This window comes from Chloroflexota bacterium, assembly GCA_014360825.1.
In the GTDB taxonomy this organism is placed as follows: Bacteria; Chloroflexota; Anaerolineae; order UBA2200; family JACIWT01; genus JACIWT01.
On record JACIWT010000002.1, the window covers coordinates 108,546 to 134,392 of the forward strand.

General features: G+C 57.1%; 25 protein-coding genes. 11 read left to right on the forward strand and 14 right to left on the reverse strand.

Features of this window, described 5'->3' with window-relative positions; genetic code table 11:
• Window positions 1–32: 32 nt before the first annotated feature.
• Together H5T64_01825 and def are read right to left on the reverse strand one after the other, a co-directional pair.
• Entirely contained in the window at window positions 33–1,244 is a 1,212-nt protein-coding gene (locus H5T64_01825) for a BMP family ABC transporter substrate-binding protein (protein ID MBC7263077.1), read from the reverse strand.
• 405 nt (window positions 1,245–1,649) lie between these two features.
• Window positions 1,650–2,225, reverse strand: a complete 576-nt coding sequence (def, locus tag H5T64_01830; GenBank protein ID MBC7263078.1) for a peptide deformylase — start codon at window positions 2,223–2,225, stop codon at window positions 1,650–1,652.
• A gap of 135 nt (window positions 2,226–2,360) precedes the next feature.
• Here def and H5T64_01835 point away from each other — a divergent pair, with 135 nt between their 5' ends.
• Window positions 2,361–3,812, forward strand: coding sequence for a hypothetical protein (locus H5T64_01835; GenBank protein ID MBC7263079.1), 1,452 nt, complete (start codon window positions 2,361–2,363; stop codon window positions 3,810–3,812).
• Here H5T64_01835 and H5T64_01840 read toward each other — a convergent pair.
• The 5 genes from H5T64_01840 to H5T64_01860 form a co-directional block, all read right to left on the reverse strand.
• Entirely contained in the window at window positions 3,798–4,469 is a 672-nt protein-coding gene (locus H5T64_01840; GenBank protein ID MBC7263080.1) for a phosphoribosyltransferase, read from the reverse strand. The genes H5T64_01835 and H5T64_01840 overlap by 15 nt on opposite strands.
• A 73-nt stretch (window positions 4,470–4,542) precedes the next feature.
• Complete coding sequence (locus H5T64_01845) at window positions 4,543–5,016, reverse strand: TIGR00725 family protein (protein ID MBC7263081.1); 474 nt, start codon at window positions 5,014–5,016, stop codon at window positions 4,543–4,545.
• Window positions 5,013–5,603: an RNA 2',3'-cyclic phosphodiesterase gene (gene thpR / locus H5T64_01850; protein MBC7263082.1), complete on the reverse strand. Its 591-nt coding sequence runs from the start codon at window positions 5,601–5,603 to the stop codon at window positions 5,013–5,015. The genes H5T64_01845 and thpR overlap by 4 nt, the downstream gene beginning before the upstream one ends.
• A 2-nt stretch (window positions 5,604–5,605) precedes the next feature.
• Window positions 5,606–6,442, reverse strand: coding sequence for an amidohydrolase (locus H5T64_01855; GenBank protein MBC7263083.1), 837 nt, complete (start codon window positions 6,440–6,442; stop codon window positions 5,606–5,608).
• A gap of 108 nt (window positions 6,443–6,550) precedes the next feature.
• Window positions 6,551–7,552 carry a polysaccharide deacetylase family protein gene (locus H5T64_01860; GenBank protein ID MBC7263084.1) on the reverse strand — a complete coding sequence of 334 codons (1,002 nt, stop codon included), beginning with the start codon at window positions 7,550–7,552 and terminating at the stop codon, window positions 6,551–6,553.
• Between the two features lie 199 nt (window positions 7,553–7,751).
• Between H5T64_01860 and H5T64_01865 the strand changes: the two genes are divergently transcribed.
• A complete protein-coding gene (locus H5T64_01865; GenBank protein MBC7263085.1) occupies window positions 7,752–7,961 on the forward strand; it encodes a hypothetical protein in 210 nt (69 codons plus the stop codon).
• A 72-nt stretch (window positions 7,962–8,033) separates the two neighbouring features.
• Complete coding sequence (locus tag H5T64_01870) at window positions 8,034–9,542, forward strand: UDP-N-acetylmuramoyl-L-alanyl-D-glutamate--2,6-diaminopimelate ligase (GenBank protein ID MBC7263086.1); 1,509 nt, start codon at window positions 8,034–8,036, stop codon at window positions 9,540–9,542.
• 63 nt (window positions 9,543–9,605) lie between these two features.
• Here H5T64_01870 and H5T64_01875 read toward each other — a convergent pair whose 3' ends face one another.
• The 4 genes from H5T64_01875 to H5T64_01890 form a co-directional block, all read right to left on the reverse strand.
• Window positions 9,606–10,154 (reverse strand): hypothetical protein, encoded by a 549-nt coding sequence (locus H5T64_01875; GenBank protein ID MBC7263087.1) that lies wholly within the window; start codon window positions 10,152–10,154, stop codon window positions 9,606–9,608.
• 127 nt (window positions 10,155–10,281) lie between these two features.
• Window positions 10,282–10,818, reverse strand: a complete 537-nt coding sequence (locus tag H5T64_01880) for a hypothetical protein (protein ID MBC7263088.1) — start codon at window positions 10,816–10,818, stop codon at window positions 10,282–10,284.
• A 51-nt stretch (window positions 10,819–10,869) separates the two neighbouring features.
• Window positions 10,870–11,760, reverse strand: a complete 891-nt coding sequence (ftcD, locus tag H5T64_01885; GenBank protein MBC7263089.1) for a glutamate formimidoyltransferase — start codon at window positions 11,758–11,760, stop codon at window positions 10,870–10,872.
• A gap of 67 nt (window positions 11,761–11,827) precedes the next feature.
• Window positions 11,828–13,963: a bifunctional (p)ppGpp synthetase/guanosine-3',5'-bis(diphosphate) 3'-pyrophosphohydrolase gene (locus H5T64_01890; GenBank protein MBC7263090.1), complete on the reverse strand. Its 2,136-nt coding sequence runs from the start codon at window positions 13,961–13,963 to the stop codon at window positions 11,828–11,830.
• Window positions 13,964–14,181: 218 nt separating this feature from the next.
• Here H5T64_01890 and H5T64_01895 point away from each other — a divergent pair, with 218 nt between their 5' ends.
• Genes H5T64_01895 through H5T64_01905 form a run of 3 tightly spaced genes read left to right on the forward strand, consistent with a single transcriptional unit; the run spans window position 14,182 to window position 17,006 of the window.
• Window positions 14,182–14,988, forward strand: coding sequence for a slipin family protein (locus H5T64_01895; GenBank protein MBC7263091.1), 807 nt, complete (start codon window positions 14,182–14,184; stop codon window positions 14,986–14,988).
• A 27-nt stretch (window positions 14,989–15,015) separates the two neighbouring features.
• Entirely contained in the window at window positions 15,016–16,389 is a 1,374-nt protein-coding gene (locus tag H5T64_01900; GenBank protein ID MBC7263092.1) for a cation-efflux pump, read from the forward strand.
• A gap of 17 nt (window positions 16,390–16,406) precedes the next feature.
• Window positions 16,407–17,006 (forward strand): helix-hairpin-helix domain-containing protein, encoded by a 600-nt coding sequence (locus H5T64_01905; GenBank protein ID MBC7263093.1) that lies wholly within the window; start codon window positions 16,407–16,409, stop codon window positions 17,004–17,006.
• Between the two features lie 78 nt (window positions 17,007–17,084).
• Here H5T64_01905 and H5T64_01910 read toward each other — a convergent pair whose 3' ends face one another.
• On the reverse strand, window positions 17,085–17,753 hold the full coding sequence (locus H5T64_01910) for a response regulator transcription factor (GenBank protein MBC7263094.1): 669 nt from the start codon (window positions 17,751–17,753) through the stop codon (window positions 17,085–17,087).
• Window positions 17,754–18,229: 476 nt separating this feature from the next.
• On the opposite strand from H5T64_01910, the gene H5T64_01915 reads away from it, so the two are divergent.
• The 4 genes from H5T64_01915 (at window position 18,230) to H5T64_01930 (ending at window position 19,362) form a co-directional block, all read left to right on the forward strand.
• Window positions 18,230–18,439, forward strand: a complete 210-nt coding sequence (locus H5T64_01915) for a hypothetical protein (protein ID MBC7263095.1) — start codon at window positions 18,230–18,232, stop codon at window positions 18,437–18,439.
• Entirely contained in the window at window positions 18,436–18,702 is a 267-nt protein-coding gene (locus tag H5T64_01920) for a type II toxin-antitoxin system mRNA interferase toxin, RelE/StbE family (protein ID MBC7263096.1), read from the forward strand. Before H5T64_01915 ends, H5T64_01920 begins: the two co-directional genes overlap by 4 nt.
• A gap of 176 nt (window positions 18,703–18,878) precedes the next feature.
• The gene (locus H5T64_01925) at window positions 18,879–19,160 is read left to right on the forward strand and encodes a DUF4258 domain-containing protein (GenBank protein MBC7263097.1); all 282 of its coding nucleotides are present in this window, start codon (window positions 18,879–18,881) and stop codon (window positions 19,158–19,160) included.
• The gene (locus H5T64_01930; GenBank protein ID MBC7263098.1) at window positions 19,144–19,362 is read left to right on the forward strand and encodes a DUF2283 domain-containing protein; all 219 of its coding nucleotides are present in this window, start codon (window positions 19,144–19,146) and stop codon (window positions 19,360–19,362) included. The genes H5T64_01925 and H5T64_01930 overlap by 17 nt, the downstream gene beginning before the upstream one ends.
• A gap of 162 nt (window positions 19,363–19,524) precedes the next feature.
• On the opposite strand, the gene H5T64_01935 is transcribed toward H5T64_01930, so the two are convergent.
• Window positions 19,525–22,332: a hypothetical protein gene (locus tag H5T64_01935; protein ID MBC7263099.1), complete on the reverse strand. Its 2,808-nt coding sequence runs from the start codon at window positions 22,330–22,332 to the stop codon at window positions 19,525–19,527.
• A 426-nt stretch (window positions 22,333–22,758) separates the two neighbouring features.
• Here H5T64_01935 and H5T64_01940 point away from each other — a divergent pair, with 426 nt between their 5' ends.
• Window positions 22,759–23,313: a LysM peptidoglycan-binding domain-containing protein gene (locus H5T64_01940; GenBank protein ID MBC7263100.1), complete on the forward strand. Its 555-nt coding sequence runs from the start codon at window positions 22,759–22,761 to the stop codon at window positions 23,311–23,313.
• A gap of 72 nt (window positions 23,314–23,385) precedes the next feature.
• On the opposite strand, the gene H5T64_01945 is transcribed toward H5T64_01940, so the two are convergent.
• Window positions 23,386–25,836 carry a hypothetical protein gene (locus H5T64_01945; protein MBC7263101.1) on the reverse strand — a complete coding sequence of 817 codons (2,451 nt, stop codon included), beginning with the start codon at window positions 25,834–25,836 and terminating at the stop codon, window positions 23,386–23,388.
• Between the last annotated feature and the right edge of the window lie 11 nt (window positions 25,837–25,847).

Here is a 25,847-nt window from a genome sequence, read left to right on the forward strand (position 1 = left end):
GTTCCTAATTATCTGTCGTTGGCTACCCTCGGCTAGCGTGGAATGGTGCCGACATTACCCTCCACAAACCAATCGATTGTAGTTAACTCGCCCAGGGAAAGCCGCTGACCGGCCTTGACTCGCTCCACCCCGTCCTGATCCTTGATCGGACCGGTGAATGGATCGAACAGCATCGCCGGATCTTTCATCTGCTCGATGCGCTTCATCACCAAGTCGTACACACTTAACTCACCGAGCAGGGGTTCTGTGACCTTCACGGCCTTTAGCGCATCCACGAATTTGGGATTGATGGCATGTTCGAACGCGCCTCCTAGTTTGGCTGCTCCTTCGCGTATGAGCCACCAGTAATCTACGTTTTCCAGGTTCTTGTTGGTGTAGATACCGAGGTACACTTTGGCCAGGATGTCTTCGTAGATAATGCCCCAGTCCACCAACTGGCCGCTCACGCAAGAGTCTGGGCCAAACTTCTCCATGGGGCTGTAGTGGCTGAAGGTGTACACCGGCTGACCCTTCTGCGTATATTCCTGACCCACCTGAAGCACTGTCGGCGAGTCCTCGGTGAAGGCAAGTACATCAGCGCCAGCGGCGATCAGGGCCTCGGCTGCCTCTCGGGCTTTGGCCGGGTCATACCAGGCGAACAGCCAGCGCACATCTACGGTGGCATTCGGGTTCACCTCGCGGACGCCCAGGGTGAAGGCATTGATGTGTCGTACCACCTCGGGGATCGGGTGGGCCGCCACATAGCCGATTTTGCCGCTCTTGGTCAGAGCGCCAGCCATCAGGCCGTTCAGGTAGTACAACTGATAGAAGTCAGCCATGTAGGTGCCCAGGTTGGGTGCCCGCTTGAAACCGGAACAGTGGAAGAAGATCTTGTCCGGATATTTCTGAGCCGCTGCGACGGTGCCGTCCATGAACCCGAAACTGGTCGTGAAGACCACGTCGCATTTCTCCTCGACAATGAAGCGATCCAAGAACCGCTCCACATCTGCTTCGGGCACGGCTTCAGCGTAGACCGTTTCCAGCCAGGGGAATTTATCTTCCACGTAAAGGCGACCTTGCTCGTGAGCGTGTGTCCAGCCATAGTCACCAATGGGGCCGACATAGATGAACCCTGCTTTGATTTTCCTCTCCACCGGGACCTCACGGGTGACCTCTACTACCCGAGTGACCTCTTTCACAGGCGCTGGCGCAGCAGTTGGTGTTGCCGCCGGGGCGCAGGCAGTGGCAACAATGATGAGAAGCATTACGATTTTCCACAAATTATGCTTGGTAAGCATCCTTTCACTCCTCCTTTTGGGGTCAGATTAAAGGTTGGGCAGTGAAATCGCCCAGAAAAGCAGAAGCCCACACCTGGGCCTCCCACATGCCATCCAAGGACCCCGCCGCTGTCTGGCGGGCGCGGTCATACCGTACAGGAATGTCTTGGAGGGCACACGATTTGTGGATGTGAGTCGACCACCCCCTCTCTTCAGGATAATCCTCGTCTTATTAGAGCCGGGTGTCAACGCAGGAGTGTATATCACCTACATTATACCATGACATATAGCCCCTGTCAACGATTTGGCGCTGGCGTGCTCATGATAATCCCTGCCACTTAACCTGGACTTCGTCCTACACCACCTCCGCTTTGAGTTCGCATCCCGCTATACCTACAGCCGTTCCTTTGTTTCCGTTGTCGCACTGGGAGCAGGGGGGCCTTGCCTTGCGGCTTCCACACGGCGCAGTTTGTCGGGACTCGCCACACGATCCAAAAACAGGATGCCATCCAGATGGTCAATCTCATGCTGGAAGGCGCGGGCAAGGAGACCATCGGCTTCGATGCGCACGCCCTTGCCTTTCAGGTTTTGTCCCCTTACCGTGACCCGGCTCGCCCGTGCTACGCTGCCTACGTAGCCAGGCACCGAGAGACATCCCTCTTCCATTTCCTCTTCTCCAGAGGCGTGGGTTATCTCGGGATTGCAGACGACGTAAATCTTACCGGGCTTTCTGGGTTGAGCTGCGAGTTCACCCTCGTTCACCTCTTCGTTCTCAGGCGGCATTTCGATGACGATCAACCGCTGTAAAACGCCGATTTGAGGTGCAGCCAGGCCGAGACCATTGGCTGCGCGCATCGTTTCCAGCATATCGTCCGCTAACTTCTGTAGCGCCCCATCAAATTGGCGCACTTTCTTAGATTTTTTTCGTAGGATGGGGTTTTCGACCACCAATATATTCTTAACAGCCATTTTTCCCTTCCAATATTAAACAGGAACTATCTTGCGATTATAGGCACGTTCTCGGTTCTGTCAAAGACGTTGACGCCGTAGAGATAATAGGGTATGATGGGGCTCGTTTATGGATATCCACACCGGAGGAGGATAATGACGCGCAAAGTCATAGCGGCAACACTCATCGCAGGGCTTTGTTTAACGGGCTTAGCCCAGGTGGCACTGGCCGAAGACTCCACAGGCCTAGTGCCCGGCGGATTCGATTTCAATATCGCAAATGTGTTAGCCTGGCTGGCCCCAATAGGACTGATATTGCTTGCTATCGGAGCCTGTGCACCAGAGCAAGCCGAAGAGGTGGCTACTACAGGTTTCGTGGCGTTGGGGATGGCAGCGGTGATTTACTTGATTTGGGGATTTGCCCTTCAGTTCGGCGGCGTGGGTTTGATTTCCAGTGAGCCGGGCTTGGAACGTCTTACGGCCGAATGGTCGCCCTTGGACGTGGAATGGGGGCTAGGCTGGGGTATGATTGGCTTGCGCGGGTTCTTGCTGCTGGGCCAGAGTGACACTCCGGGTGCTTATGGGCTATTCTTCTCACACCTGCCGTGGGTCGTCTCCGCGTCCCTCATCCCGTTGCTGGCGGTGGCAGGGCGACTCAGGCGCTGGCAAAGTGCTCTGGCAGTGCTCCTGACGGCAGGGCTAATCTACCCGCTTTTCGGCAATTGGATCTGGGGTGGTGGCTGGTTGGCAAACCTGGGACGCAACCTCAGCTTAGGTCATGGAACAGTGGACATGGCTGGAGCAGGGGGCATTCATTTGTTGGGCGCACTCTTGTCTACCATGGCACTTGGCTTGTGGGTGCCGAGGAGAGAATCGCTGCTCAGACCAGCCCGGATGCCGCCCGTCCATTTCCCATTATTCATGATCCTCGGCGCGCTTTGCTCGCTGATAGGCTTTATGGCGCTCTCTTTGAGTACTCCGTGGTCGCTACCCACACTGTCTGCCAGCATTATTGTCAATAATCTGATCTTGGCAGCGGCGGGTGGAGCGCTTGCTTCGGCGAGTTACGCCTGGTTTGTTGCCAAACAGGCGAACGCGCTTATGACAGCGCGTGGTATGGTGGCTGGACTGGTGGCAGCCAGTGGTGGATGCGGATTGATGCCCGGCTGGGTGGCACTGGTTTTAGGAGTAATTGCAGGATTGCTTGTGCCCCCGGCGGTCTATCTCGTCGAGCGAATCTTGCGCTGGGATGATCGCACGGCTTCTATTGCTACACACGGGATTCCGGGCGTGATCGGGATGTTGGCCGTAGGCATATTGGCGGATGGGCGATGGGGTGCGGGTTGGAACGGGGTCGGCGTGACCGAGTATTTGGGCGTCCCCGGACAAGGCGTTTCTGGCTTCTTAACTGCGGTCGGCTACCAACCCGGTGGGCCGGAGCAATTCTACGCCCAAGTGGTGGGTGTGGTGGCGCTTCTGGTCTTGGCCTGCGGTCTGCCGTGGTTGATAGCGAAGGGACTGGAGTTAGTCGAGCGCGTCCAGCAAGGGCCCGCCCTAGAGGGTGAAGCGAGCAAACAATCCAAGTCAGCATCCTCAGGAGGGCGCTGACTCGCCGCATGGTTTCTGCCTCTTCCGCGCCGATTCCAGCAGTTGCACCACCTCGCGGTCTGATGTCTGATCGAAATCGTCGTAGAAAGCACCCACCGCCCAGAACAGGGTTGCCGCGTGAAGGCAGACCACGCGGTCGCACTCATTCTCTAGCATGGCGATGGTCTCTACCGGGCCTACAGGGACGGCCAAGATCAGTTCTTTTGGCTCTCGCTTTCTCAGAGCGCGCAGACTGACTAAAACCGTCGCCCCGGTGGCTATGCCATCATCCACTAGTACTACGCGCTGATTTTCCAGCGGCACTATCTCCCCCTCTGGATGATAGACGTTCATCCGCCGCTCGATTTCATCCCTCTGTCGCTTGACCTCTGCGTCGATGTAATCTCGGTCAGCCCCTACGTGCTGGGCCAGCATCTCGTCTATCCAGACAGTACCATCGCTGGTCACCGCTCCAATGGCTAGTTCAGGGTTATAAGGCGCACCGATTTTGCGCGCGATATACACATCCAGCGGCACATCCAGTGCAGTGGCGACCTCATAAGCGACTACCACACCACCTCGTGGGATGCCAAGGACCACCGTGTCCTTCGTGCCGCGCAGATAGGATAGTGCTTTCGCCAACTGCTGCCCAGCCTCGCGACGATTTCGAAAGTGCATTAGTCGTCCTCCTCGGAATTGCTCCCTTCATTGAGGGAAGGCCGCTCTCCAGCCTGCCAGCGCGTGCGTGTTTTCACCTTTCCGCCAGCGCGAGTGCTAGTTCTACAGCCTCAGTGGGTGTGTTCACGTAGAGAATGCCCCCGTCACGTTGCCCTTTCTTGGATAACTCCCAGGTTTCCAGACCTATCACTGGCCGGCCCATTTTGAGAGCCAGCGCGATCTCCGAGAGAGTGCCATACTCCCCGCCAACGGCGATGACCGCCTGGGCCGAGCGCACCACCAGGACGTTGCGAGCCTCGCCCATTCCGGTGGGAATCGGGATGTCCACGTAGGGATTGGCTTCATCCACTGACTCGCCGGGTAGGATGCCCACAGTGGTTCCCCCAGCGCTTTTGGCCCCTCGGCAAGCAGCCTCCATCACGCCGCCGCGCCCACCGCAAACGAGTACTGCCCCCCTCTTCGCCAACCCTCGCCCTACAGCCTCGGCCAGGGAGGCCAGTTCTGGTCCGCAAACTGCGCTGCCGACTACAGCGACGAACGTTTTCACCGTATCTCCCGCAATTCTGCCGCGAACAGGCGTGTGTAGACCGCACCGGTTGGCCGCAGGTCACTGCGCATTAGGCTCACTTGGCGTACGGTCATGCGCGCAGACTCAGTGCAAGGTGTCCTCTCCACCAACGCACCTAAGGCAGCCCGCTCGGCCTTGCTCACATCCTTCCGCACCCGCGCCAGGGTCAAGTGGGGTTTGAAAGGGCGGTCTTCGGGCCTGAAGCCCAACGCGGCCAATTGTTGCTCCACATCGTGTTGCAACGACTGCAGGGACTCCAGATCGCCGGCGAGCCCTACCCAGACCACGTTGGGCTGGCGCGTGTTAGGAAAACAACCTAGGCCACCCAATTCTATGTCAAAAGGAGTGTGACCTGTGCAACCACGCTCGATAGCGGCCTGGATTTCAGCCAGGCGATTGAGGCCCACATTGCCCAGAAACTGTAGCGTGAGATGAATGCTCTCTGGAGCCACCCACCGGCCGATCTGTGCCTCCTTGTTCGCTTTGAGTGTGGCTTGCATCCGTCTGAGAGCAGCGCAGAGATCATCACTGAGTTCAATCGCTACGAATGTGCGTATTTGCTCCATAGTTACTCTCCTAACAAACGACGTGCATTCTCGCCCAAGATATTGATGAGCATTGTTTCGGACAGACCGACCTCCTTTAGATGACGGAGGAAACGCCTTTGCCCGATCAATGGGTAGTCGGTCGCAAATAAGATTTTTGGGCCAACCACTTCAGCCAAGAGACGGAAGATACGATCATCGTAGAGATAGAGAGAAGCCGCCGTGTCGTAGTAAACGTGGCGTAGAGTATTGCGCACCTCGGGCATGAGTTCATAAAAGGGCAGACCCCCACCCCAGTGAGCGTAGATGATAGTGATTTCGGGGAACCGCCTGGCGAAGGCATACGCGGCCTCCGGCCGGACGCTGCCCTTCCCTGCATACACGTGGCCTACCGGCTCGCTGGTGTGTATGAGGAGGGGTAAACCGAGCGCCCGGCAGGTCTCTGCAAGGGGAGCCATCACCTCCTCGTCATCGAGGGCGTAGCCACCGGCATCAGGCATCAGCTCACCTACCCCACGCAGTCCGGCGGCGCATCGCTCGACTTCATGGACAGACTCTGGCGCACAGGGGTTGACCACCGCAAAGCCATACAGCCGCCCGGGGTAGCGGGCCACGGCCTCCAACACGTAATCGTTGGCGACCCGGCACAAGCCCGTATCCACGAAGGGGAAGCCAAAGGTCACGGCCGCATGGATGCCCGCCTCTTCCATAGAGGCCACTAATTCCTCCGCTGTCACCATCTGGGCTCGCGGACTGCTGTACAGTAACCTGAACCAGTCATCGCGAAAGAGGTAGCGGTCACGTTCCCGGATGAGTTCGGGCGGAAAGATGTGAGTGTGAAAATCAATGATGGTGCCCATGATCTTTGTCGTAGCGCACGCAAGGGCGGATATCAAGCGGTATTGGCTACAAAATCAATGCTCGTACAAGAACGGCGACATTTGAACAGCCAAGTAGTCTGCAATGATCTATTGGTTCATCCAAAAAGTAATCCACTCATCCAAGTCCTCGACGGTATACCTCCCGCGCACCCGAATGCGCTTTAGTTGGAAGAGATGGTCTGAATCGTGCAGAGCCCCTTGGGCCACTGTTACTGCGCCCCAATAGTTCGCCGAGTGCAACACCTGGACAGTTTGCTCGTCGCTCTTACCCGAGGGGTAGCAGAAAAAGCGCACTGGCTTATGCAAGCGGGCCTCGATAGCCTCTTTGGGCCGAAGCACTTCGAAGACCACAAAATCGAGCGATTGGTTGTGCATCTCGCGGTGGCTGTGGCTGTGAGCCTCGATGTCCATCCCCGCCGCGCTCATTTCTACCACCTGCTCCCAGGTCATATAGGCCTCATAGCCCTCATCCAAGAACTGCGTAACGACAAAGAACGTGCCCACGTAACCGTATTTGCGGAGCAAAGGAAAGGCGTTGGTGTAATGATCTCGATAACCATCGTCAAAAGTGAGAACGATTGGCTTCGTGGGCAGAGGATACCCCGTTGTCAGATGAAGGATCAGGTCACGGAGTGTGATCGTTTGATAGCCCTCGTTTCGTAGGTAATGCAACTGTGCCTCGAATTGCTCTGGTGAGACGGAGAGGTCACGGCGGATGGCGTCGGCGTCTGGCGGAGGAACGGAGATATAATGATACATCAGGATGGGGATGCGCGCCTGTCGGAATATACCATCAGGTGTAGGTTGAGGTTCCGGTGTAGGTGTCGGAGTGCCAGTGGGGGTAACGGTCGTAGTGGGAGTTGGCGGCTCCGTGGGTCTCGAGGTGAAAGTGGCCATTGGTTCTACCACCGCAGTCCCATTATGCAATGTCGGGGGCGGCGATTCTTGTGTAGGAGATTCCCACAGGTCTAGTGAATGCCGGATCTCAGTGCCCCAGGAGGCCCAGATGATGCTGGAAGCAGCGATCAGGAAAATGATACCCAGGAACTTAGCGCCACCATTGGAATGGTTTCGTGATCGTCTTTTCACTACCGCACCTATTCTCCTTAGTAGAAGAATAGCCGAAGTGGTTCGATCTGTCAATTTGTGTTAAAATACTAACGGTCTCGCTATTCGACATTTGCGCAGATAGTAACAGAAATCATTGCTCTGCCCACTCCACTGGTGTACACGACTATCGTGCACAGTCACTCATTTGTAGACATAACATCGAAGGGAGTATGACACAATGTATGAACGCCGTGAGCGTCAGGGTTGCATCGCTGGGCTATTCGAACTTTTTCTCCTGGATCAGGTCTTCGATTGGCTGCAAAAGCGATTTGGGTTCGGGCGTGGGCTGTCGTGTTTTGGGTGTGGGTGTGGGTTTCTCTTGCTCATCATCTTTGTTGTGCTGGCTTGCGGCATCATAGGGAATACGGACTGGTTTCGCGCTTTCTAACCCGCCCTCTGAGCCACCTGCATGGATGGGCTACTTCAGCTGCCAGTAACACTGTGCCCGTGAGTTAATCCGATGCGCTTGGACAGGCTTTTGGTGAACATCCCAACTCTCGCCACGCGAGGGTCTATGGACATAGGGGTAATGGGACTGGCCTACGATTCACGCCAAGTACAGCCGGGTGAACTCTTCGTTGCTATCCCCGGACAGAATGCGGATGGCCACGATTTCATTCCCGATGCCGTGAGGCGTGGGGCAGTGGCTGTGGTGGGAGAGCGTGAGCCAGCGAAAATTGCTCTGCCAGTACCTTATGTTCAGGTGACGGACTCGCGGCTAGTCTTAGCACTTTTGGCCGCAGCATGGTATGGTCACCCTGGGCAGCGGTTGCGTGTAGTGGGCGTCACTGGCACCGACGGCAAGACGACGACCGTGCGCCTGATAGGCGCGATGTTGGAGGCAGCGGGGCATCGCGTTGGCCTGGTGAGCACCGTCAGCGCTCTCATCGGTGGGAGGGAGATAGACACCGGCTTCCACACCACCACACCCGACGCATTACAAATTCAGGGCTACCTGGCAGCGATGCTCGCTGCTGATGCAGAATATGTGGTGATCGAAGCCACTTCTCATGGCTTGGCCCAGCACCGCGTCACCGGCTGCGAGTTCGATGTGGCAGTAGTGACGAATATTACACATGAGCACCTGGACTACCACAGTACCTACGAGGAATATCGTGCCGCTAAGGGATTGCTTTTCCGCTCTCTGACCACGTCTTATCGCAAGCCTGGTACACCTAAGGTGGCCGTTCTGAACGCTGACGACGAAGGCTCCTTCGAGTATCTGCGGGCCATGCCTGCCGATAGGCAGATCATCTACGGCTTAGAGGCGGAAGCAGAGGTATCAGCCCGGGATATCACCCTGGAGCCATTAGGGAGCCGCTTCACCTTGATAGCGCCCGGTTTGCAACAGCCTATTACAACATCTCTTCTTGGCAGATTCAATGTGTACAATATCCTGGCTTCTGCCAGCGCGGCATTCGCGTTAGGGGTGCCTGGCGAGGCCATTGCAGAGGGTGTGCAAAGGGTGCACGGTGTGACAGGGCGAATGGAGCGCATAGAGATGGGCCAGGACTTCACGGTCATTGTGGACTTCGCTCATACGCCAAATGCCCTCGCGCGTGCCCTGGAAACAGTACGCCCACTGACCTCTGGGCGGCTGATCGTTGTCTTCGGATGTGCAGGGCAGCGCGATCGAACCAAGCGCCCGTTGATGGGGGAAATCGCCGGCCGACTGGCAGATATAACCGTTCTCACTGCGGAAGACCCGCGCACCGAAGACGTGGGCGACATTATCAGCCAGATAGCGGCTGGCTGTGAGGCGGCAGGGAGAACAGAAGGGGAGGGCTATTTCCGTGTGCCAGATCGTGCGGAGGCCATTGCCTTTGCGGTGAACATGGCCCGTCGTGGTGACCTGGTCCTTGTAACGGGCAAAGGCCACGAGCGGAGTATGTGCTTTGGCACCGTGGAATACCCTTGGAACGAACACGAGGTAGTACGAGCGGCCTTAGCAAAACGGCTGGGTCTATGAGCCAGAAGCAATTGGGGAGGCCAGACGTAAACGTCTGACCTCTCCAGTTTGCAGACGATGCGACTACCTGTAGCCCTCGACTATCATTTGGCCTTCCATTAGTTGGATGGAGGTGATTTGGCCCTCGGCAAACTGCTCAGGGATCTGTTGCAGGTAGGGACTAAGTAGGTTCTTGAGCAGTTCGGTCACTACGCTATTGAGGTAGGAGGGCAGACCTTCGAATTCGACCCTCTTTATCTCCACCATCGGGCGACCGCCCTCGAGTCGCACAGACGCCTGCAACATCACGTGGAAGCGCAGATTGAATGCCCCCACGCTGGACCTGATCGTAATGCCATCGCTGTGAATGCTGGCCTGCAACTCGCTGATCGCTATCTCTTGCACACCGGAGAGAGCATTGCTCAGCGCATCGGTCAGTTGCTGGTCAGTGATGGTCACGCGGAACGGCGTGACCCCTGTCGGCGTGGGAGCAGGGGTCAGTGTTGGTGTGGGTGTAAGAGTTGGGGTAGGCCGGGGTTTCAGGGTCGGGAACGAGGTACAGGAGGCCACCAGCAAAGATATTAGAAGAACTATTAGGAGTGTGGATCGGCGATAGATGGTTTTTTGCCTCATTTTGTCACTCCCTCTACCACCATATAGCCTTCTTGGAGTTCGATCTTCGATAGATCCACCTGTACCAGGGTGATATCGGGTGCCGTTTCTGCCAGTACCAGATACAGTGCTTTCTTGAAGGTATTGATTACGACCGATGAGATAAATTCCGTGAGATTCTTGTACTATCCTCAAGCGCTATGCTTGTGAGAACGAAGCGTGGTTGTCCATTCTCAATCGCTACTGTGCCCTTCGCTTCCGCGTGGACTCGCATCTGGGCCATAATCAGATATGCGTATGTCTCGATGACGATGCCGTCGGAATGTATCTTGATCACCACATCCTGATACTCGACCTCGGGGCTTTTCTCCTCCAGGACCATTCGCTGTAGATCCTGCTCATTTACTGTGATGCGGAAGTGCTGGCCGGGCTCTTTGGGTAGGCGGTCGCCAACAGTGATTGGCGTAACGGTGAGGGTCGGCGAAGGACTGTTTGTCGGAGAGGGTATAGGTGTTGCAGTGCCAGTGATGGTGGGAGAGGGCGTGCTTGTGGGCGACAGAGATGTGGCGGTTGGGGTCGGTATGACCGTGGGGATGAGAGTGGGTGTGGAACTGCAAGCTATGATAACTGATGACAGTAGTGCGGCCCCAAGCAGCAATTTCCAGTATGATTCGCTTCGTCTCATCCTGGCGTTCTCCTTTCGAGATACCCTTTGTGGAGTGTAACTGAAGTTCGATCAGCCCTCACAAAGGCGAGTTTCCAATACCTGCCGCTCAGAGAACCCCTCCAACCGCAGGTAGTAGCGTGCTGTTTCCAGGAGCACCGACATAGGCACCAAGCCGACGATCTCGCTGCCCACAATACTGATCCCATAGCGTGCCGCCTCGACACGCACGGCCTCGAAGACCCGGTAGAGGGGCGTGCCAAATGGGTCCACTACGTTCATCGAGACCTGGGCGATCTTGCGGTTCTCAAGCAAGACGCCGATAGCCTTGACATTAGCAAGGCCACCGTTTTTGGCTCGCACGGCGCGGGCGATCTTCTTGGCGATGTTCAAGTCCGGTGTGCCCAAATTCACGTTGAAAGCCACCAAGTAGATGCGCGCTCCGACTGCACAGGCTCCAGCGGTTGGGTGCGGCTTTGGTGGACCGAAATCCGGAGCCCAATTCGGGTCGGTCATCTTAGAGGCCAGACCCTCGTATTCCCCGGCGCGCACATCGGCTAAGTTGCGCCTTTCAGGCCGGGTCGCTGCCTCCTCGTAGAGATATACTGGTAGCCCTAATTCTGCCCCCAGGCGTGCTCCCACCTGCCGGGCCAATGCCACTGCCTCGGCCATGGTCGCCTCGCCCAACGGCACGAATGGGATCACGTCCACTGCGCCCATCCGCGGGTGTGCACCCCGATGGCAGTTCATATCAATCAGTTCGATGCACTTTGCTGCCACATCGAAAGCGGCTTGAGCCACTGCCTCGGGGGAGCCGACGAAACTGAGCACGGTGCGGTTGTGATCTTTATCCGGGGCTACATCCAACACACGGACGCCCTGGGCGGCGGCAACAATCGCGGCGATGATGTCCTCGCGTCGGCCTTCACTGAAGTTCAAGGCACACTCAATGAGTTTGGCCAATACGTTCTCCTTTTGCTATCAACCTCTAGGCCCTGTTCTCTGGGCGATAAGAGCAGATGCCTGGGCGCTAGTTCGTTTCCCGCCGTACCTCAAACACATCCCGAATCCCATCTATTCTGGCCAGGATATTGCTGAGTTGCTTGATGTTCGCGATCTCCAGGGTAGCAACAATGGTCGCCGTGTTATCACTGTGGGTGGAGATATTCGCGCTGCTCATGTTCACGCCTTCTTCGGTCACAATCGCCGCGATGTCGCGCAAGAGGCCGCTGCGATCGAAGGCCTCGATGCGCACGCGCACGGGATACACCTCGCGGGCTGGACCCCAACTGACGCTGATCAAGCGTTCCGAATCGCTGAGGCTTCTGACGTTGGGACAATCGTGGCGGTGAATGGTGATGCCTTTCCCCCGCGTGATGTAGCCCACGATGGGATCGCCGGGCACGGGATTGCAGCACTGTGCCAAGCGAGTGAGCAGGTCACCTACGCCTGTAACCTGAACGCCGGCAGTCTTGAGGGCGAGTGTTGCCTCATCGGGCAGGACAAGGGGTTTCTCTTCAACGAGAGATAGTATCTTGCTTGCCAGTTGTTGGGGATGGATATCACCGTAGCCGATGGCGGCCAGGAAATTATCCACTTTGGTGTATTTGAACAAACGGGCGATCTCTTCGAAAGATCGGTCCTCTAAGCCCAGGCGTCGCAACTCTCGCTCTAGGATCTCACGGCCCTGGGCGATGCTTTCCGCCCGCTCTTGACGGCGGAACCACTGGCGGACTTTCTCCCTGGCCCGGGAGGTGCGGATGTAGCCCAAGTTGGGGTTAAGCCAGTCACGGCTCGGGCCGCCTCGCTTGGCGGTGATGATTTCCACTTGTTCGCCGGATTTGAGTTGGTAGTCCAGCGGTACCAGCCGGCCATTCACCTTGGCCCCACGGGTGCGGTCACCAATCTCGCTGTGAACATGGTAAGCGAAATCCACAGGTGTGGCCCCCTGGGGCAGGTCAATGATATCGCCTTTTGGGGTGAAAACGTAGACGCGCTCGGGGAGGACATCGCTCTTCAGAGAATCCACGAATTCCCCGGCTTTGCTCACATCCTGTCGCCAGTCTGTAACCTGACGCAGCCAGGCGATCTTGGCCTCAAATTCCGCATCACGAGGCAGCCGCTCTTTGTACCGCCAGTGAGCAGCGATACCATATTCTGCCAAATAATGCATTTGATGGGTGCGTATTTGGATTTCCAGAGGCTTGCCTTCCAGCGCAATGACGGCGGTATGCAGGGATTGGTACAAGTTATCCTTTGGCATAGCGATGTAGTCGTCAAATTCACCCGGGATGGGTCGCCATAATGCGTGTACGATGCCCAGCACTGTGTAGCAATCACGCACTTCGTCCACGATGACCCGTAGGCCGCGCACATCGTAGATCTGCTCGAAGGTGCGCTGTTTTTCCATCATCTTCCGGTAGATGCTGTAGATGTGCTTGGTGCGACCCATGATTTCCGCGCGGATGCCCTCTTCCTCTAGTCGCTTGTGTAAGATGTCGGCGACTCGCTGGATGTAGCGATCCCGCTCTTCTCGGCGTTCGGCCAACAGCCTGGCGATCTTGAAATATTCATCGGGGTTCAGATAGCGCAAGGCTAGGTCTTCCAGTTGCCACTTGTACTGCCAGATGCCCAGACGGTTGGCCAGGGGGGCAAACGTCTCCAAGGTCTCGCGGGCGATGCGCACCTGCTTGTCTTCAGGCAGAGCGCTCAATGTGCGCATGTTGTGCAACCGATCGGCGAGTTTGATCAATATCACGCGGACATCGTCCACACTGGCAAGGATGAGTTTGCGGAGATTCTCGGCTTGCTCTGCCTGTTGGCCCTTTGGGCTGGCCCGGCTGAGCCGACGGATGCGCTTCAACTTTGTCAGACCATCCACCAGGTGTGCCACTTCATCGCCAAACTCCCGCCGGATGTCTTCCAACGTTACGCCGGTATCCTCGGGCACATCATGCAAGAGCCCAGCCACAAGGGTAGCGGTGTCCATCTTGCTCTCAGCCAAGATACAGGCTACGGCCACCGAGTGCGAGACATAGGGATCACCTGTGGCGCGGGTTTGTCTGGCATGAGCCTCAGCCGCCACTGCGTAAGCCCGTTCGATCGTCTTTAGTTCCGATTCTGGCAAATACTCTGCCGCCAGCGACCGAAGTTCTTCTATCTCCATCGTTCTCACCAGGGACACAATTCCCCCAGGAAATAGTATACTCCAAACACCTTGCGCACGCAATTGCCTTTGCACATCTGTGCGACATTGACTGGCAACACTGGTTGAGTGGAGAACAGAACCTCGTTTAGGTTGCAATTTGCCATTTGGTGCGCTATAATCGGGTCGCAGCGGGTTGCGGTCCAAATTCACACCGTTCTGTAGGGAGGGATACTTTTATGGAAACCTTTATCAGTTTGATTTCGAGTTTGTTCGGGTTGGTTGTGTTGCTAGTGATCATCCTCTCGTCGGCTATCAAAGTGGTGCAGGAATACGAGCGGGGGGTGATCTTCCGTCTGGGGCGACTTATGGGCGCCAAGGGGCCGGGGCTCTTCTTCATCATACCTCTGATAGACCGCATGGTGAAAGTAGACTTGCGGGTCGTCACTGTGGATGTCCCAGCGCAAGATGTCATCACCAGCGACAATGTAACAGTGAGAGTCAGCGCGGTGCTCTATTTCCGCGTGATGGACCCCAGTATGGCTATCACCCAGGTGGAGAATTACCGACAGGCAACTTGGCAGATTGCCCAGACCACCCTTCGCAGCGTGCTTGGCCAGTCGCAATTGGATGAATTATTGGCCCACCGCGACAAGATAAACCTTCGACTGCAACAGATCATTGACGAGCAGACAGAACCCTGGGGCATCAAGGTCACCCTGGTAGAAGTCAAGGACGTGGAACTGCCAGCCACTATGCAGCGGGCAATGGCCCGGCAGGCCGAAGCGGAACGCGAGAAACGAGCCAAGATTATCCATGCCGAAGGTGAGTTACAGGCCTCGAAGCAATTGGCTCAGGCGGCACATGTCATCGCGACGGAGCCGGCCAGCATTCAATTGCGCTACTTGCAGACGCTGACCGAGATCGCAGTGGAGAAGAACTCAACCATCATCTTCCCCGTGCCGATCGAGTTTCTCAAAGTCTTTGCTCATCTGCTCTCCGAAGGCCCGGCAGAGAAAGCGGCAGAAGCGAAGGAAGAGGAATAGAGTAATAAAGTAATGTTCGAACGCTCAATGAAAAATTACGTTCCTGTCCGAAACGTGCTCATCTATACCATGCTACTGAATATGGTGGCAATGGGAGCCAAATTGGTGGTGGGTTATTTGACCGGCAGTCTAAGCCTCATCGCCGACGGCTTCGATTCGCTATTCGATTCTGCCTCCAACGTTATCGGGCTGGTGGGCATCTATATCGCCGCCCGCCCGCCAGACGAGGATCACCCTTACGGGCATCGCAAATTCGAAACCATGGCCGCTGTGGTCATCGTCATTTTGCTCTTCGTCACTTGTGTGGAGATAGTGCGTGGCGCAATGGACCGGTTTCAAAATCCCGTTACGCCTGATATCAACATCTGGAGTTTCGTGGCTCTGGCCGTCAGCGTGGCCGTCCATTCCTATGTGACCGTATACGAATATCGCCGGGGCAAAGAGTTGAAGAGCGAACTATTAGTGGCTGACGCGTTACACACCCGCGCCGACATCTTTGTATCTATCTCCGTCGCTGCCGGGCTGGTCGTTATCCGGCTGGGCTACCCCATCGTGGACGTGTTGATGGCGTTGGGCATTGCCCTGCTCATTGCCAAGATCGGTTTCGATATCATCCGCGATAGCACGAAGATCCTGGCCGATCAGGCTGCATTGGACACAAAGCGGGTGGAAGCAATCGCATTGAGCGTGGAGGGTGTTACCACTTGTCACCACATCCGTAGCCGAGGGCAGGAAGATGATGTGCACCTGGACCTACACATCCGCGTCGAGCCGGATACCCCCACGGCACAAGCCCATGCCATCGCCCACGAGGTGCAACAGCGATTGCTCGCGGAGTTGGAGGGCGTGCGTGATGTGATCGTGCACGTTGAGCCACAACCGGCAATCGGGACCGAGGAAACGGACATCCTGTCTCATATCCGCCGTATCGCTGCCCAACGCGGCTTGACGATCCACGCCCTACACGCCGATGAAATCGAGGGGCGGTTCTACATCACTCTGCACCTGGAAGTGGGCGAGAGTATGTCACTGGGCCAGGCGCACCAGATAGCGAACGATCTGGAAGAAGAAATCCACGCCCGTATCCCTAACGTAGCCGAGGCTATCGTCCACATTGAGCCCAGGGCACTTGAGCACACGAACGACAGCGAATTGCTGTCATCAGATACCGAACTCGTGCGTCAGATCACCGCGGAAGCGCAGAGTCATGCCGGCGTGGGTTACTGCCACAACGTGGTTGTGCGGCGCAGCGGTGACCAGTTTTACGTGTCTATGCACTGCACAGTGAACTCCGAGATGCCCATCGAAGAGGCGCATCGCGTATCGAGTGCTATCGAGCAGCAGATAAAGGAGAGGTGGAAAGAAGTAAGAGGGGTGTCGGTGCACGTCGAGCCGGCGTAGCCTAGGAGGAGCCACCTATGAGCCAGTGGCAGAAACGAGACCAGAAATGGATCACGCTCATCGCGCTTTTGACGTTGGTTTACCTCATCGTCTTGGGAATCGTGGTCATCCTCCTGCGCCGCCCTACGCCAGCGCCGATCACTATCTTGCCCCCGCCCGCCGCTAATACTCCCGCCATACCTCAACCCCTGCGAGTTTACGTCTCCGGGGCCGTCGCCAAGCCCGATGTCTATGGGTTGCCGGGCGGGAGTACGGTGAAGGACGCCATCACCGCTGCAGGTGGGCCAACGGAGAACGCCGACTTGGATCGAATCAATTTGGCGCTGGGTGTACAACATCAGCAGCATGTATACGTGCCCGTGAAAGGAGAGGTCGGTCTTTCTGCCCTTGTGCCCTCAAACCCCAGCCCGGCAGGGGAACCGTGCGTGGACATCAACCGTGCCACGGCGGCGGAGTTGGAAACCCTGCCCGGCATTGGCCCCGCGTTGGCGGAACGCATCATCGTTTACCGCCAGACCCATGGTCCCTTCACCCGCATCGAGGACATCCAAGAGGTGAGTGGCATCGGCGAAAAGACCTTTGAGAAGATCAAAGACCTGATTTGCGTCTCGCGCTGACTTCGATATGCCTCTGTATAACTACAGAGTCCCTGTTCTCGTGAGGAGAGCAGGGACTCTCTTGTGCCCAGACGTCGTCTATGTGATGCTTTCTAAGTGAATCCAACCGCGCTTGAGGGCTTCGAGCACGGCCTCGGTGCGCGAACCCACCTGCATTTTGCTGAAGATGTGGGCCATGTGGGCCTGGACGGTGCGCGGGCTGAGCACTAGTTTGCGGGCGATCTCTTTGTTGCTCAGGCCACGAGCAGCCCACTGCAACACCTCCAATTCTCGTTCGCTCAGGGCGTCCAGTGGCTTCGCCGGCGCTGGCTTGGTTGGCTCGCCCACCAGCCGCCCCAGGACCTTGCGCGCGATGGCGGGGTGCAACACCGACTCGCCGGCGTGGACGGCGCGCACGGCCTCCACCACCTCCCGGCTTCGGGCGTTCTTGAGGAGATACCCGGCTGCCCCCGCTTCCAGGATGGCAAAGACGTAGGCGTCGTCGTCGTAGGCGGTCAGGACGAGCACGGCTGTGTTGGGGCACTGCTCCTTGATGCGCCGCGTGGCCTCGATCCCGCTCACATTGGGCATGCTGATGTCTATGAGGGCCACGTCAGGGCGCAGTTGCGCTGCTAACTGAATTGCCTCCTGCCCATCTCCAGCCTCGCCCACCACCTCGAGGTCATCGTGGCGCTCCAGTATCTCGCGGGTCCCCTCACGCACCACCACGTGATCATCGGCCAGTAGTATCCGTATCTTGTCGCTCATCTGCCACCTGCAATGCCGCAGTTCCTGCGTTCTTAGAACGCCTATCAAAACCGCAGAGGCCGCCGAGACCGCTGAGAGATTATATAAACACCTCTGCGAACTCTGCGCTCTCAGCAGTGAGATTTATTCGATGCTCTCGATGGGATTATACTGCCCTTCGCCTGTTTCAGGCAAGCCGGCTGGTGAACAGCAGCGTTGACGTGCGGGAGATATTCTGATATAATGGCAAGCGTAAACGTGTTTTTTTCATTGAGACGTTGGTGTGGTGCAACGGCACAAGCGAAATGAGGCTGAAGATTGACAGAGGAGCGGACCACGCCCCGTGCGCGGCTTTCTGGCGCAGTTGGTTGGCATAGTTGGACAGTGAATCCATTTCGCGTGGCGTGTTGGGCGTGGTCGGCGGGCTACAGCGTTGCGCACACGCGCGGTAGGCCAAGCACCGTGACCCAAACACGAATTCTGATAAGGAGATTACCATGAATGCTACAACAGTTGACGAAGCCAAACTAAAAGACGTGGTCAAGACAGCCATCTTGGAAGTTTTCGAAGAAAGGCGAGATTGGCTGGCCGATTTACTCAGCGAGGCATTACTGGATATTGGTTTAGGGTACGCGATCCAAGAGGGTGAGCAAACACCAACGGTCAGCCGCGATGAAGTATTCCAGGTGCTTGAGGCTGACTCGTGAACACGCAGTTCAGAGAGAGTTTCAGCAAAGACCTTCGCAAGATCAGGGACAAGGATTTGCTCAATCGTGTCAAAGCCGTCATTGAAGCCGTCGAGCAGGCACAGGGTCTAGGAGAGATACCCAACCTCGAGCGACTAAAAGATTGGAATAAGTATTACCGTATAAGAGTTGGTGACTATCGGCTCGGTCTCGTCATAGAAGGGGATATAGTGACCTTTGTTCGGTTTCTACACCGAAAGGACCTCTACAGGTATTTCCCATAAATATGCGCGTCCGAAAACAAACGTCTCCCCACAACGGCACGCGCGGTTTTCTGGCATCGTCGGTTGGCGTAGTCGGAAGTCGCCTTCAGTTCGCGGGTCGGTTCGGGCGTGGCGGCGTGCTACAGCGTTTCATGCCATAGCCGATAGTTGCAGACGGGATTTAAGAGGAATCGGGAATGGAAATTCGGATTGATCCACACACGCTCGAACGCGCTGAGGAGCGCGGCACGAACGAAGAAGAGATCAAGGACGTGATCAACAGTGGAACTCCGATTTCAGCAAGGCATGGCCGTCTGGGAAAGGCTAAGGTCTATGATTTCAAACAGAAGCGGCACGGTAAGTTTTACGAGCAAAAGAGAGTAGAAGTGATTTATACTCTGGAGAAAGATGTCATCGTTCTGGTAACGGCCTACGTATTTTACGGAACATGGGAGAGCCAAGATGCAGATTCTGTATGATGTCAAGAAAGACCTGCTTTACATCCGTCTGGATGACCAGAAGCAGACAGTAATAAACAGGCGTCTCTCAGAGGACATTGTGCTGGACATTGGTGAGGGAGATAGAATTGTGGGCATCGAAATTCTTGACGCTTCCAAGCACCTCAACCTTGAGAGACTGTTGCCTGTGAAATATCAGGTCACACCTGAAGTCATAGTGTAAAGGCCGATCTCCGGCTGCAAACACACACCTCGCGACTATGCCGCTCTGGTGGTTTCAAGGGTCTGTGGCGTGCCAGGGGCGGTGTTGTCTTGAAATGGAGGACGGTCCGTCGCCCGCTTTAGCCGTTGGCCAAACCCCTCCACTGGACTCCCCAAGCCCACCCTACTGCGGATAAATCCCCCGATACTCCTCCCCGACCTTGATGTACACCTCCACGTTGACCAGGCCGAAGGTCTCGGCCACCTGCAATTGGCCCACGGCGATTGCCGGCTGACCCGAATACTGTGCCATCACCGGGCCCACCGGCTCGGAGGTCAAATCAGCGACATCATCCGTTGTGGTGCGCACCCAAATGCGCAGGTCCTTGAAAATCCCGAGGCTTTCGGGACGCAGTTCTGCCCCATCTAACAGGCTGCGATAGTACCACACGCCCGGATCCTTGCCCAGCCGGTCAACCCGCTGCGCCACCAACACGTCGCCAAGTACTACGCCGGTTACGGTGACCCGCGTCCCGTCTGCAGGCGGTCGGCCGATGAAGGCCGGGCTGATGCGTTGCTGCGTGAGCCATGTCAGGCCAGGTATGTCCTGGATCCCAAAAGCCCGAAACAGCGATCCTATCCCGTGAGACACGGTTATCACCGCCCACTCCGGGATGCCCTGCACTCGGTAAGTACGCCCGTCCTCTGCCTGCAGGTCGAAGGTGAAGAAGGGTGGGCCGAGATACAATTGGCTTTCGGTGATCGTGCCGGTGATCACTGGCACGCGGGATGCGTATTCGGTGGCAGGGATATCGGCCAGTGGTTTGTAGGTCGAAGATAGCGCGTCCACGAAGACCAGCCCGCCTGGCGTGGCCGTCGGTGCAGGCGTTACTGTGGCCGGCGTGGTCGTTGCCGTCGGCGTGAGAGGCGTGGTGGTGGCTGTGGGCGTGGCCGTAGGCGGTTCAGTGGTAGATGTGGGCGCCGGCGTCTCTGGCGTGTTGGTGGGTGTCGGGGATGGGGTGTGGGTCGGCGTACTTGTGGGGAGCGGAGTGGCTGTAAGCGTGGGCGTTGGCGTCGGCGGGATGTATTCCCACCAGACTTTGATCCACGCCAGGCCGGTGTGCTCGTAGTATTCGATCACCACCTCATGGGTGCCCGAGAGCCATAACTGCGCCGAGTAGGTCTGTGCTCTGGCATCGTGCCACTCGTCTATGATGCGCCAGCCGCTGATGGAGACGCGCACCCCATCGTCGGCTTGGGCATAGAAAACGTAGACCCCTGGGGCGAATGTCCACTGCCGCGTCCAGCGAGCCGAGAAATCGTCCACGTTGATGCGGGTATCTGGCGAGCCAAGCAGCCAGTTGAAATTCACCTGTGTATCGTTCCGCACGAGGACTGGTGTGCCCGACAGATCACGGTTATTGTAATACTCGCCTTTCCACTCGCTAATCAGGAGCGGGGTGTGGGTCGCTGTCGGAGTAGGTTCCACGATCTGTTCCCACCAGAGTTTGACCTGTGCCCCTCCAGTGCGCTCGTAGTATTCCAGGCGGATGGTGTGGTTGCCGGCCGAGAGCGAGATGTCGGCGGTATAAGTGACGGGCGCGCTATCGTGCCACTGGTCAATAAGTAGAGTGTTGTCCACGTATAGCCGGGCGCCATCATCCACACGCACGTAAAAGCGATACCGCCCGGCGCTGAAATTGAGGACCCGCATCCAGCGCACAGAAAAGTTGTCCGCGTTCATGCCGGGCACAGGAGCCCCCAGACCCCAGTTGAAGTCCAGTTGCGCGTCATCGGCGATGTAAACGGGCGTGCCCGATAGCGAGATGTTGTTGAAATATTCGCCGCGCCAGCCGTGGTACGTGAAGTCGGGGTAGAGGCCATGGTATTCCCACCACACCTTGATCAAGGCATCGCCCAGATGCTCATAATAATCCACCTGGATGGAGTGGCGGCCTGGGGTCAGGTAGATATCGGCCTGATGGGTCATGGCCGGGCTATCTTTCCACTCGTCAATGATCAGTCGGCCATCTACCCAGACGCGAACCCCGTCATCGGCGCGGGCGACGAAGCGATAGCCGCCCTGGGCGAAATCCAAAGTCCTGGTCCAGCGGACGGAGAAATTATCCGCGTTGATGCCAGTCGTGGGGGATCCCTGGCCCCAGGCGAAGTCTATGGACGCATCGTTCCGCGCGAAAACCGGTTCGCCAGCCAAAGTTGCGTTGTTGTAATACTCCCCGCGCCACATATCCGGCGCTGGCGTGGGCGTCAATGTCGGGGGTGCGCTTGTGGGAACCGCTGTTGCCGTTGGCTGGGGCGGCCCGGTGAGGACCACGATCCGTTCAGCAAGGAGCGCCCCATCGGCCCCTGCCTGGCCTGTAGCCTCTACCATCGCGCCCACCGTGAGGCTGCCCATGCCAGCCCGCGAACCGTCGGGGAACAGAATCTGAGTCGCAGCGCTGGCGATCACGGTGTTAGCCGTGCCCTCGATGGGATCCACAACGATCACGCCAGTCACAGCGGTCACGGATCGCACGATGCCTAACACCCGCAGTGGGGTCGGGGTCATCCCGGGTGTCGCGGTTGGGCTGGGTAGAACGACCTCCAATTTGAGCGTGGCCACCGCTTTGGCCCGGAAATCCGCCGAATGCGCTACCACCCAGATTTCAGGCATACGCGCCCACTTCGAGTCGGTCGGCAAAGCGAACGGGGCCACGATAATGCCGCTTGCATCGGCAACTACATCGGTGTAGCGCTCCAAGTCGGCGTCGGCGCTGCCGGGCGCTCCCAATGAGATGATCACCTGGGTGCCAGGTTGCCAGCCACGGCCTGTAGCAGTGATGATGGTGGCTGGCCGGGCAACGGAAGGCTGCAACTGTAGCGTTGGCTGTCTGGAGACACCACGGCCCATGAGAGCCACCAGGATGGCACCGAGCGTTACCACGACGGCTACCGTAAGGAGTGCAACTATGAGGGTCTTTCTGGAGTTCATGACTTGTGTAATTCCCTTTTGAGCGGATTAGGCCGCCATCTTCTGTGTGGATGACGGCATCAGGCTGACCTCGCGATTATCGTTGCCTGGCTCAATCTATCACCCTTTTCGAAGGACGGTATTTGCCGATTTATGTTTATATTACTGACGAATGGGAAATTGGCAAAGTTCCTGGCAAAGGATGTCTTGGCACTAACTCCTCCCTGTGTTAGAATATCTGCCGCAATGAAGCAATGCGTGTGCCAGAGAAAACTCCAGATACTCTTCGGACTGCTGACGAGTTTGCTGCTCGTCGCTCTCCTCGTTCTCGGTGGGGGATGTGGCACTACTCGCCCCGAAGAATCGCCAACACCAGTAACTCCTTGGCCGACCTATTTGCCAAATGAGGCCACTTTGCTCTTCACACCAATCCGCCACACACCCGCTATGCCCGCCGATAGGCCTACTTCCACGCCGGTCATTCACGTCGTGCAAGCAGGTGAGGTCCTAGGCGAGATCGCAAACCGCTACGGAGTCAGTGTCAGTGCCATCGTCCAGGTCAACAACCTGCAGGATGCAGATTATCTCCGCATCGGTCAGAAACTCGTGATCCCGAATGCTGAAATGTTGGAGGCTATGGGCACCGAAGGGGCCGTTTTTCACATCCAAGGGATGCCCACGCCGGAAGCCACTCCTACACCCTGGCCAGGCTGCATTACTTGGGATGCCGCGGGGGCCTACATCGGGCAGGAGATCTGCATTGAGGGCCGCATTATGCGCATGCGGGAGGGCGGGGGGAACATAATCCTATACTTCCACACGGACCCATCCGCGCTTTACCTGCGCGCGGTGATCCCTGAAGAGCACAGGAGGGCATTTTCTGGCCGGCCCGAAATCGACTACTTGGATCGTTACGTTCGCCTGCGAGGCATTCCGTCCCAGGTGGACGGTGCGCCACAGGTGACTATCGAGCGTCCGGAGCAAATAGAGATCATAAAATAAAGCGAAGCGGTTTCGGAGAGCCTGTGGCGTATTTCGAGGCAGACCACCGCCTTGAAGCGTGAACCGTTCGCCTCAGGGCACGGGTTCGATGCGTCGTACCACGATCTGGCGACCGGCATAATCTACGGCGACGGGATAAAGTACTCCCCAGATGCGCACCCGTGTCCCAGCGCATTCAAAGCGGATAACGCGGTCCTCGATCGTGCGCGTCAGACCAATGATGCCATACTTCTGCCCGTCGCTTCTCTCAAAATAGTCGTCGAACTGCTGCATCGGGCAGAGGTACACCACATAGCCTTCCCACGCTTCCACCAGTTCACTCGGCGCGCCGCCCGTAGCGTCGTCAATGCGCTCCACAAGGATTTGCCGGCCCTCGTAATCCGCTGCATCCACGTATAATGTGCCCCACACCGATACCAGAGCCCCGGATTGGCGTAAGGCGGTGATGCGTTCTTCGAGTTCCGGCGTGTTCCCAGCGATACCGTAGCGCTCCCCCACCAGGCTCTCGAAGTAGTCATCGAACTGGGCCATCGCACCCAAAGGATAGATCCGTCCCAACAGGCCTTCAACAGGTCGTTGTCTCTCAGGCGTGCCGCTGGGCAGGGCGGCGGGTTGGATGCGCTCGACCACGATCTGCCGCCCCCGATAGTCCGGCGCTGACGTGAGCCGCCCCCAGACTTCCACAGCGGTGCCCTGACAGCCGTATTGCATCACCAGGAATTCAGCATCTTGACTGACACCAACAATGCCGTAGCGCTCACCGTCCTCGCGTTCGAAGTAGTTGTCGAATTCGGCCAGACGACAAAGATAATGTATAGTCCCCCTCCATCTGTCCACGATCGTGGTGCTCCGCGCCGCAGTTGTAGGGGTGGGCTCAACGGACACACCTCCTGGACGAACCTGGCCGATGGTAGTTACCACTCCTTCCCAGACAAAATCCTGGGTCTGATTGGTCACGGTGACGCTGAATGTTGGATAAAGCACCACCGGATAACCGACCACTACGAGCCAATCGCCCGACGTGTATTGCATTATCGCGCTGCCTACTAAATCCTGGGGCGTGATGTTCGCCTCTTCCCAGACCATAGATTGGGCCATTTCGCGCGTTAGGCCAGACTGCGGATTCTCGATTGCCAGGTACATTATGACCTGGTCGCGGGCCGAGGCGGGATCCGTGAGGCGCGGCAGAGCCTCGTAGTTAGTCTCCGTAATCACTCCCTCGGCACTGACTGTGCCTTGCCAGGTCACACCAATGGACTCATTAGCAATGGAAACGCGATAGGCCGGGCGAGGTGTGGGGGGATATTGTACGTTGATTGCCCAATCTCCAGATGTAAACCCGACCGCCACCTGACCGGCTGTACTTGCTGGCTGGGTGATGCCCTCACTCCAGATCAAGTCCTCCTCCAGACTGGCATCGGCGTGGTGAGTGATGAGATAGTCGATGGCTGCGTCGCGGGCTGCTGGCGCATCCCGAACTACGGGTGGGGGTATGAATGAGATCTCTTTGATCCCTCCTTCTCGATCCACAGCGCCCTCCCAGTGTGTGCCGAGGTTTGCATGATGGACCACTACATCTAATGGCTTGTTCGCATCGGCAGGACAGAGAATGGACACTGTCCAATCTCCCATCGTGTATAGGAACTGGCTATCCCCCTCCAAACCTCTGGGACTGACTTGTGATTCTTGCCACACGAGTTGGCTCACCTCTGTGGCAGTGAGCCCCACTTCGGGGTGATTGGTAACGAGGTAATCCAGGGCAGCATCGCGGGCGCGCTCGGCTTCCAGAGGACGAGAGCGCACCCGAGTTTCTTGGACGTTTCCATCTTCATCCACCATCCCCCACCACTGGAAGAGGGCACTGGAGCCCGTAACGGTAATATCAAAAGTGGGCGACAGCACGTCTGGGTAGGATAATGTGACTTCCCAAGCCCCTAATTTATACTGCGTTGTCTTCTGGGAAGTTTCAGGGAGAGGCACGTCCGTTCGCTGCCAGATCATTCGTTTCAGTATTTCGGGCTCGAGTTTCGACTCCGGATGAGCAGTAGCGATGTATTGGATGACCTTATCCCGCGTTACGCTTACATTTGGCCCTGGCGGTTCCACACGAAACAGGGTCTCAGTTACATGCCCCTCGGGAGTGACAGCGCCGCGCCAGTACATCCGGCGGGCGTCATTTTTGGCCTCCACGTCGAAGATGGGTTTCAGAGTGGCAGTGGCCGATATGGTCATCTCCCAGTCTCCGCATACGAAGCGCGTGACCGTAGAACCGGCTGTTCCCTCGGTAGAGATGGCCTCTTCTCTCCAGACCATATCTTGGCGCAGTTCGCTTTCGGGGTGTCGTGCCGCGATGTATTCGACCACTACCCGATGGGCATCAGCAGCAGTGGGACCGAGAGGGAGGGGTGTCAAATCTCGGAGAGGAGCGGTTGGCGTGGTCTGCAGGGCAGCATTTCCACACCCAGCGCACAGGAGCGCCAGGTTGATCCAAAAACCGATTATGAGGATTGTCTTTTTTCCCATACTCTTTTGCA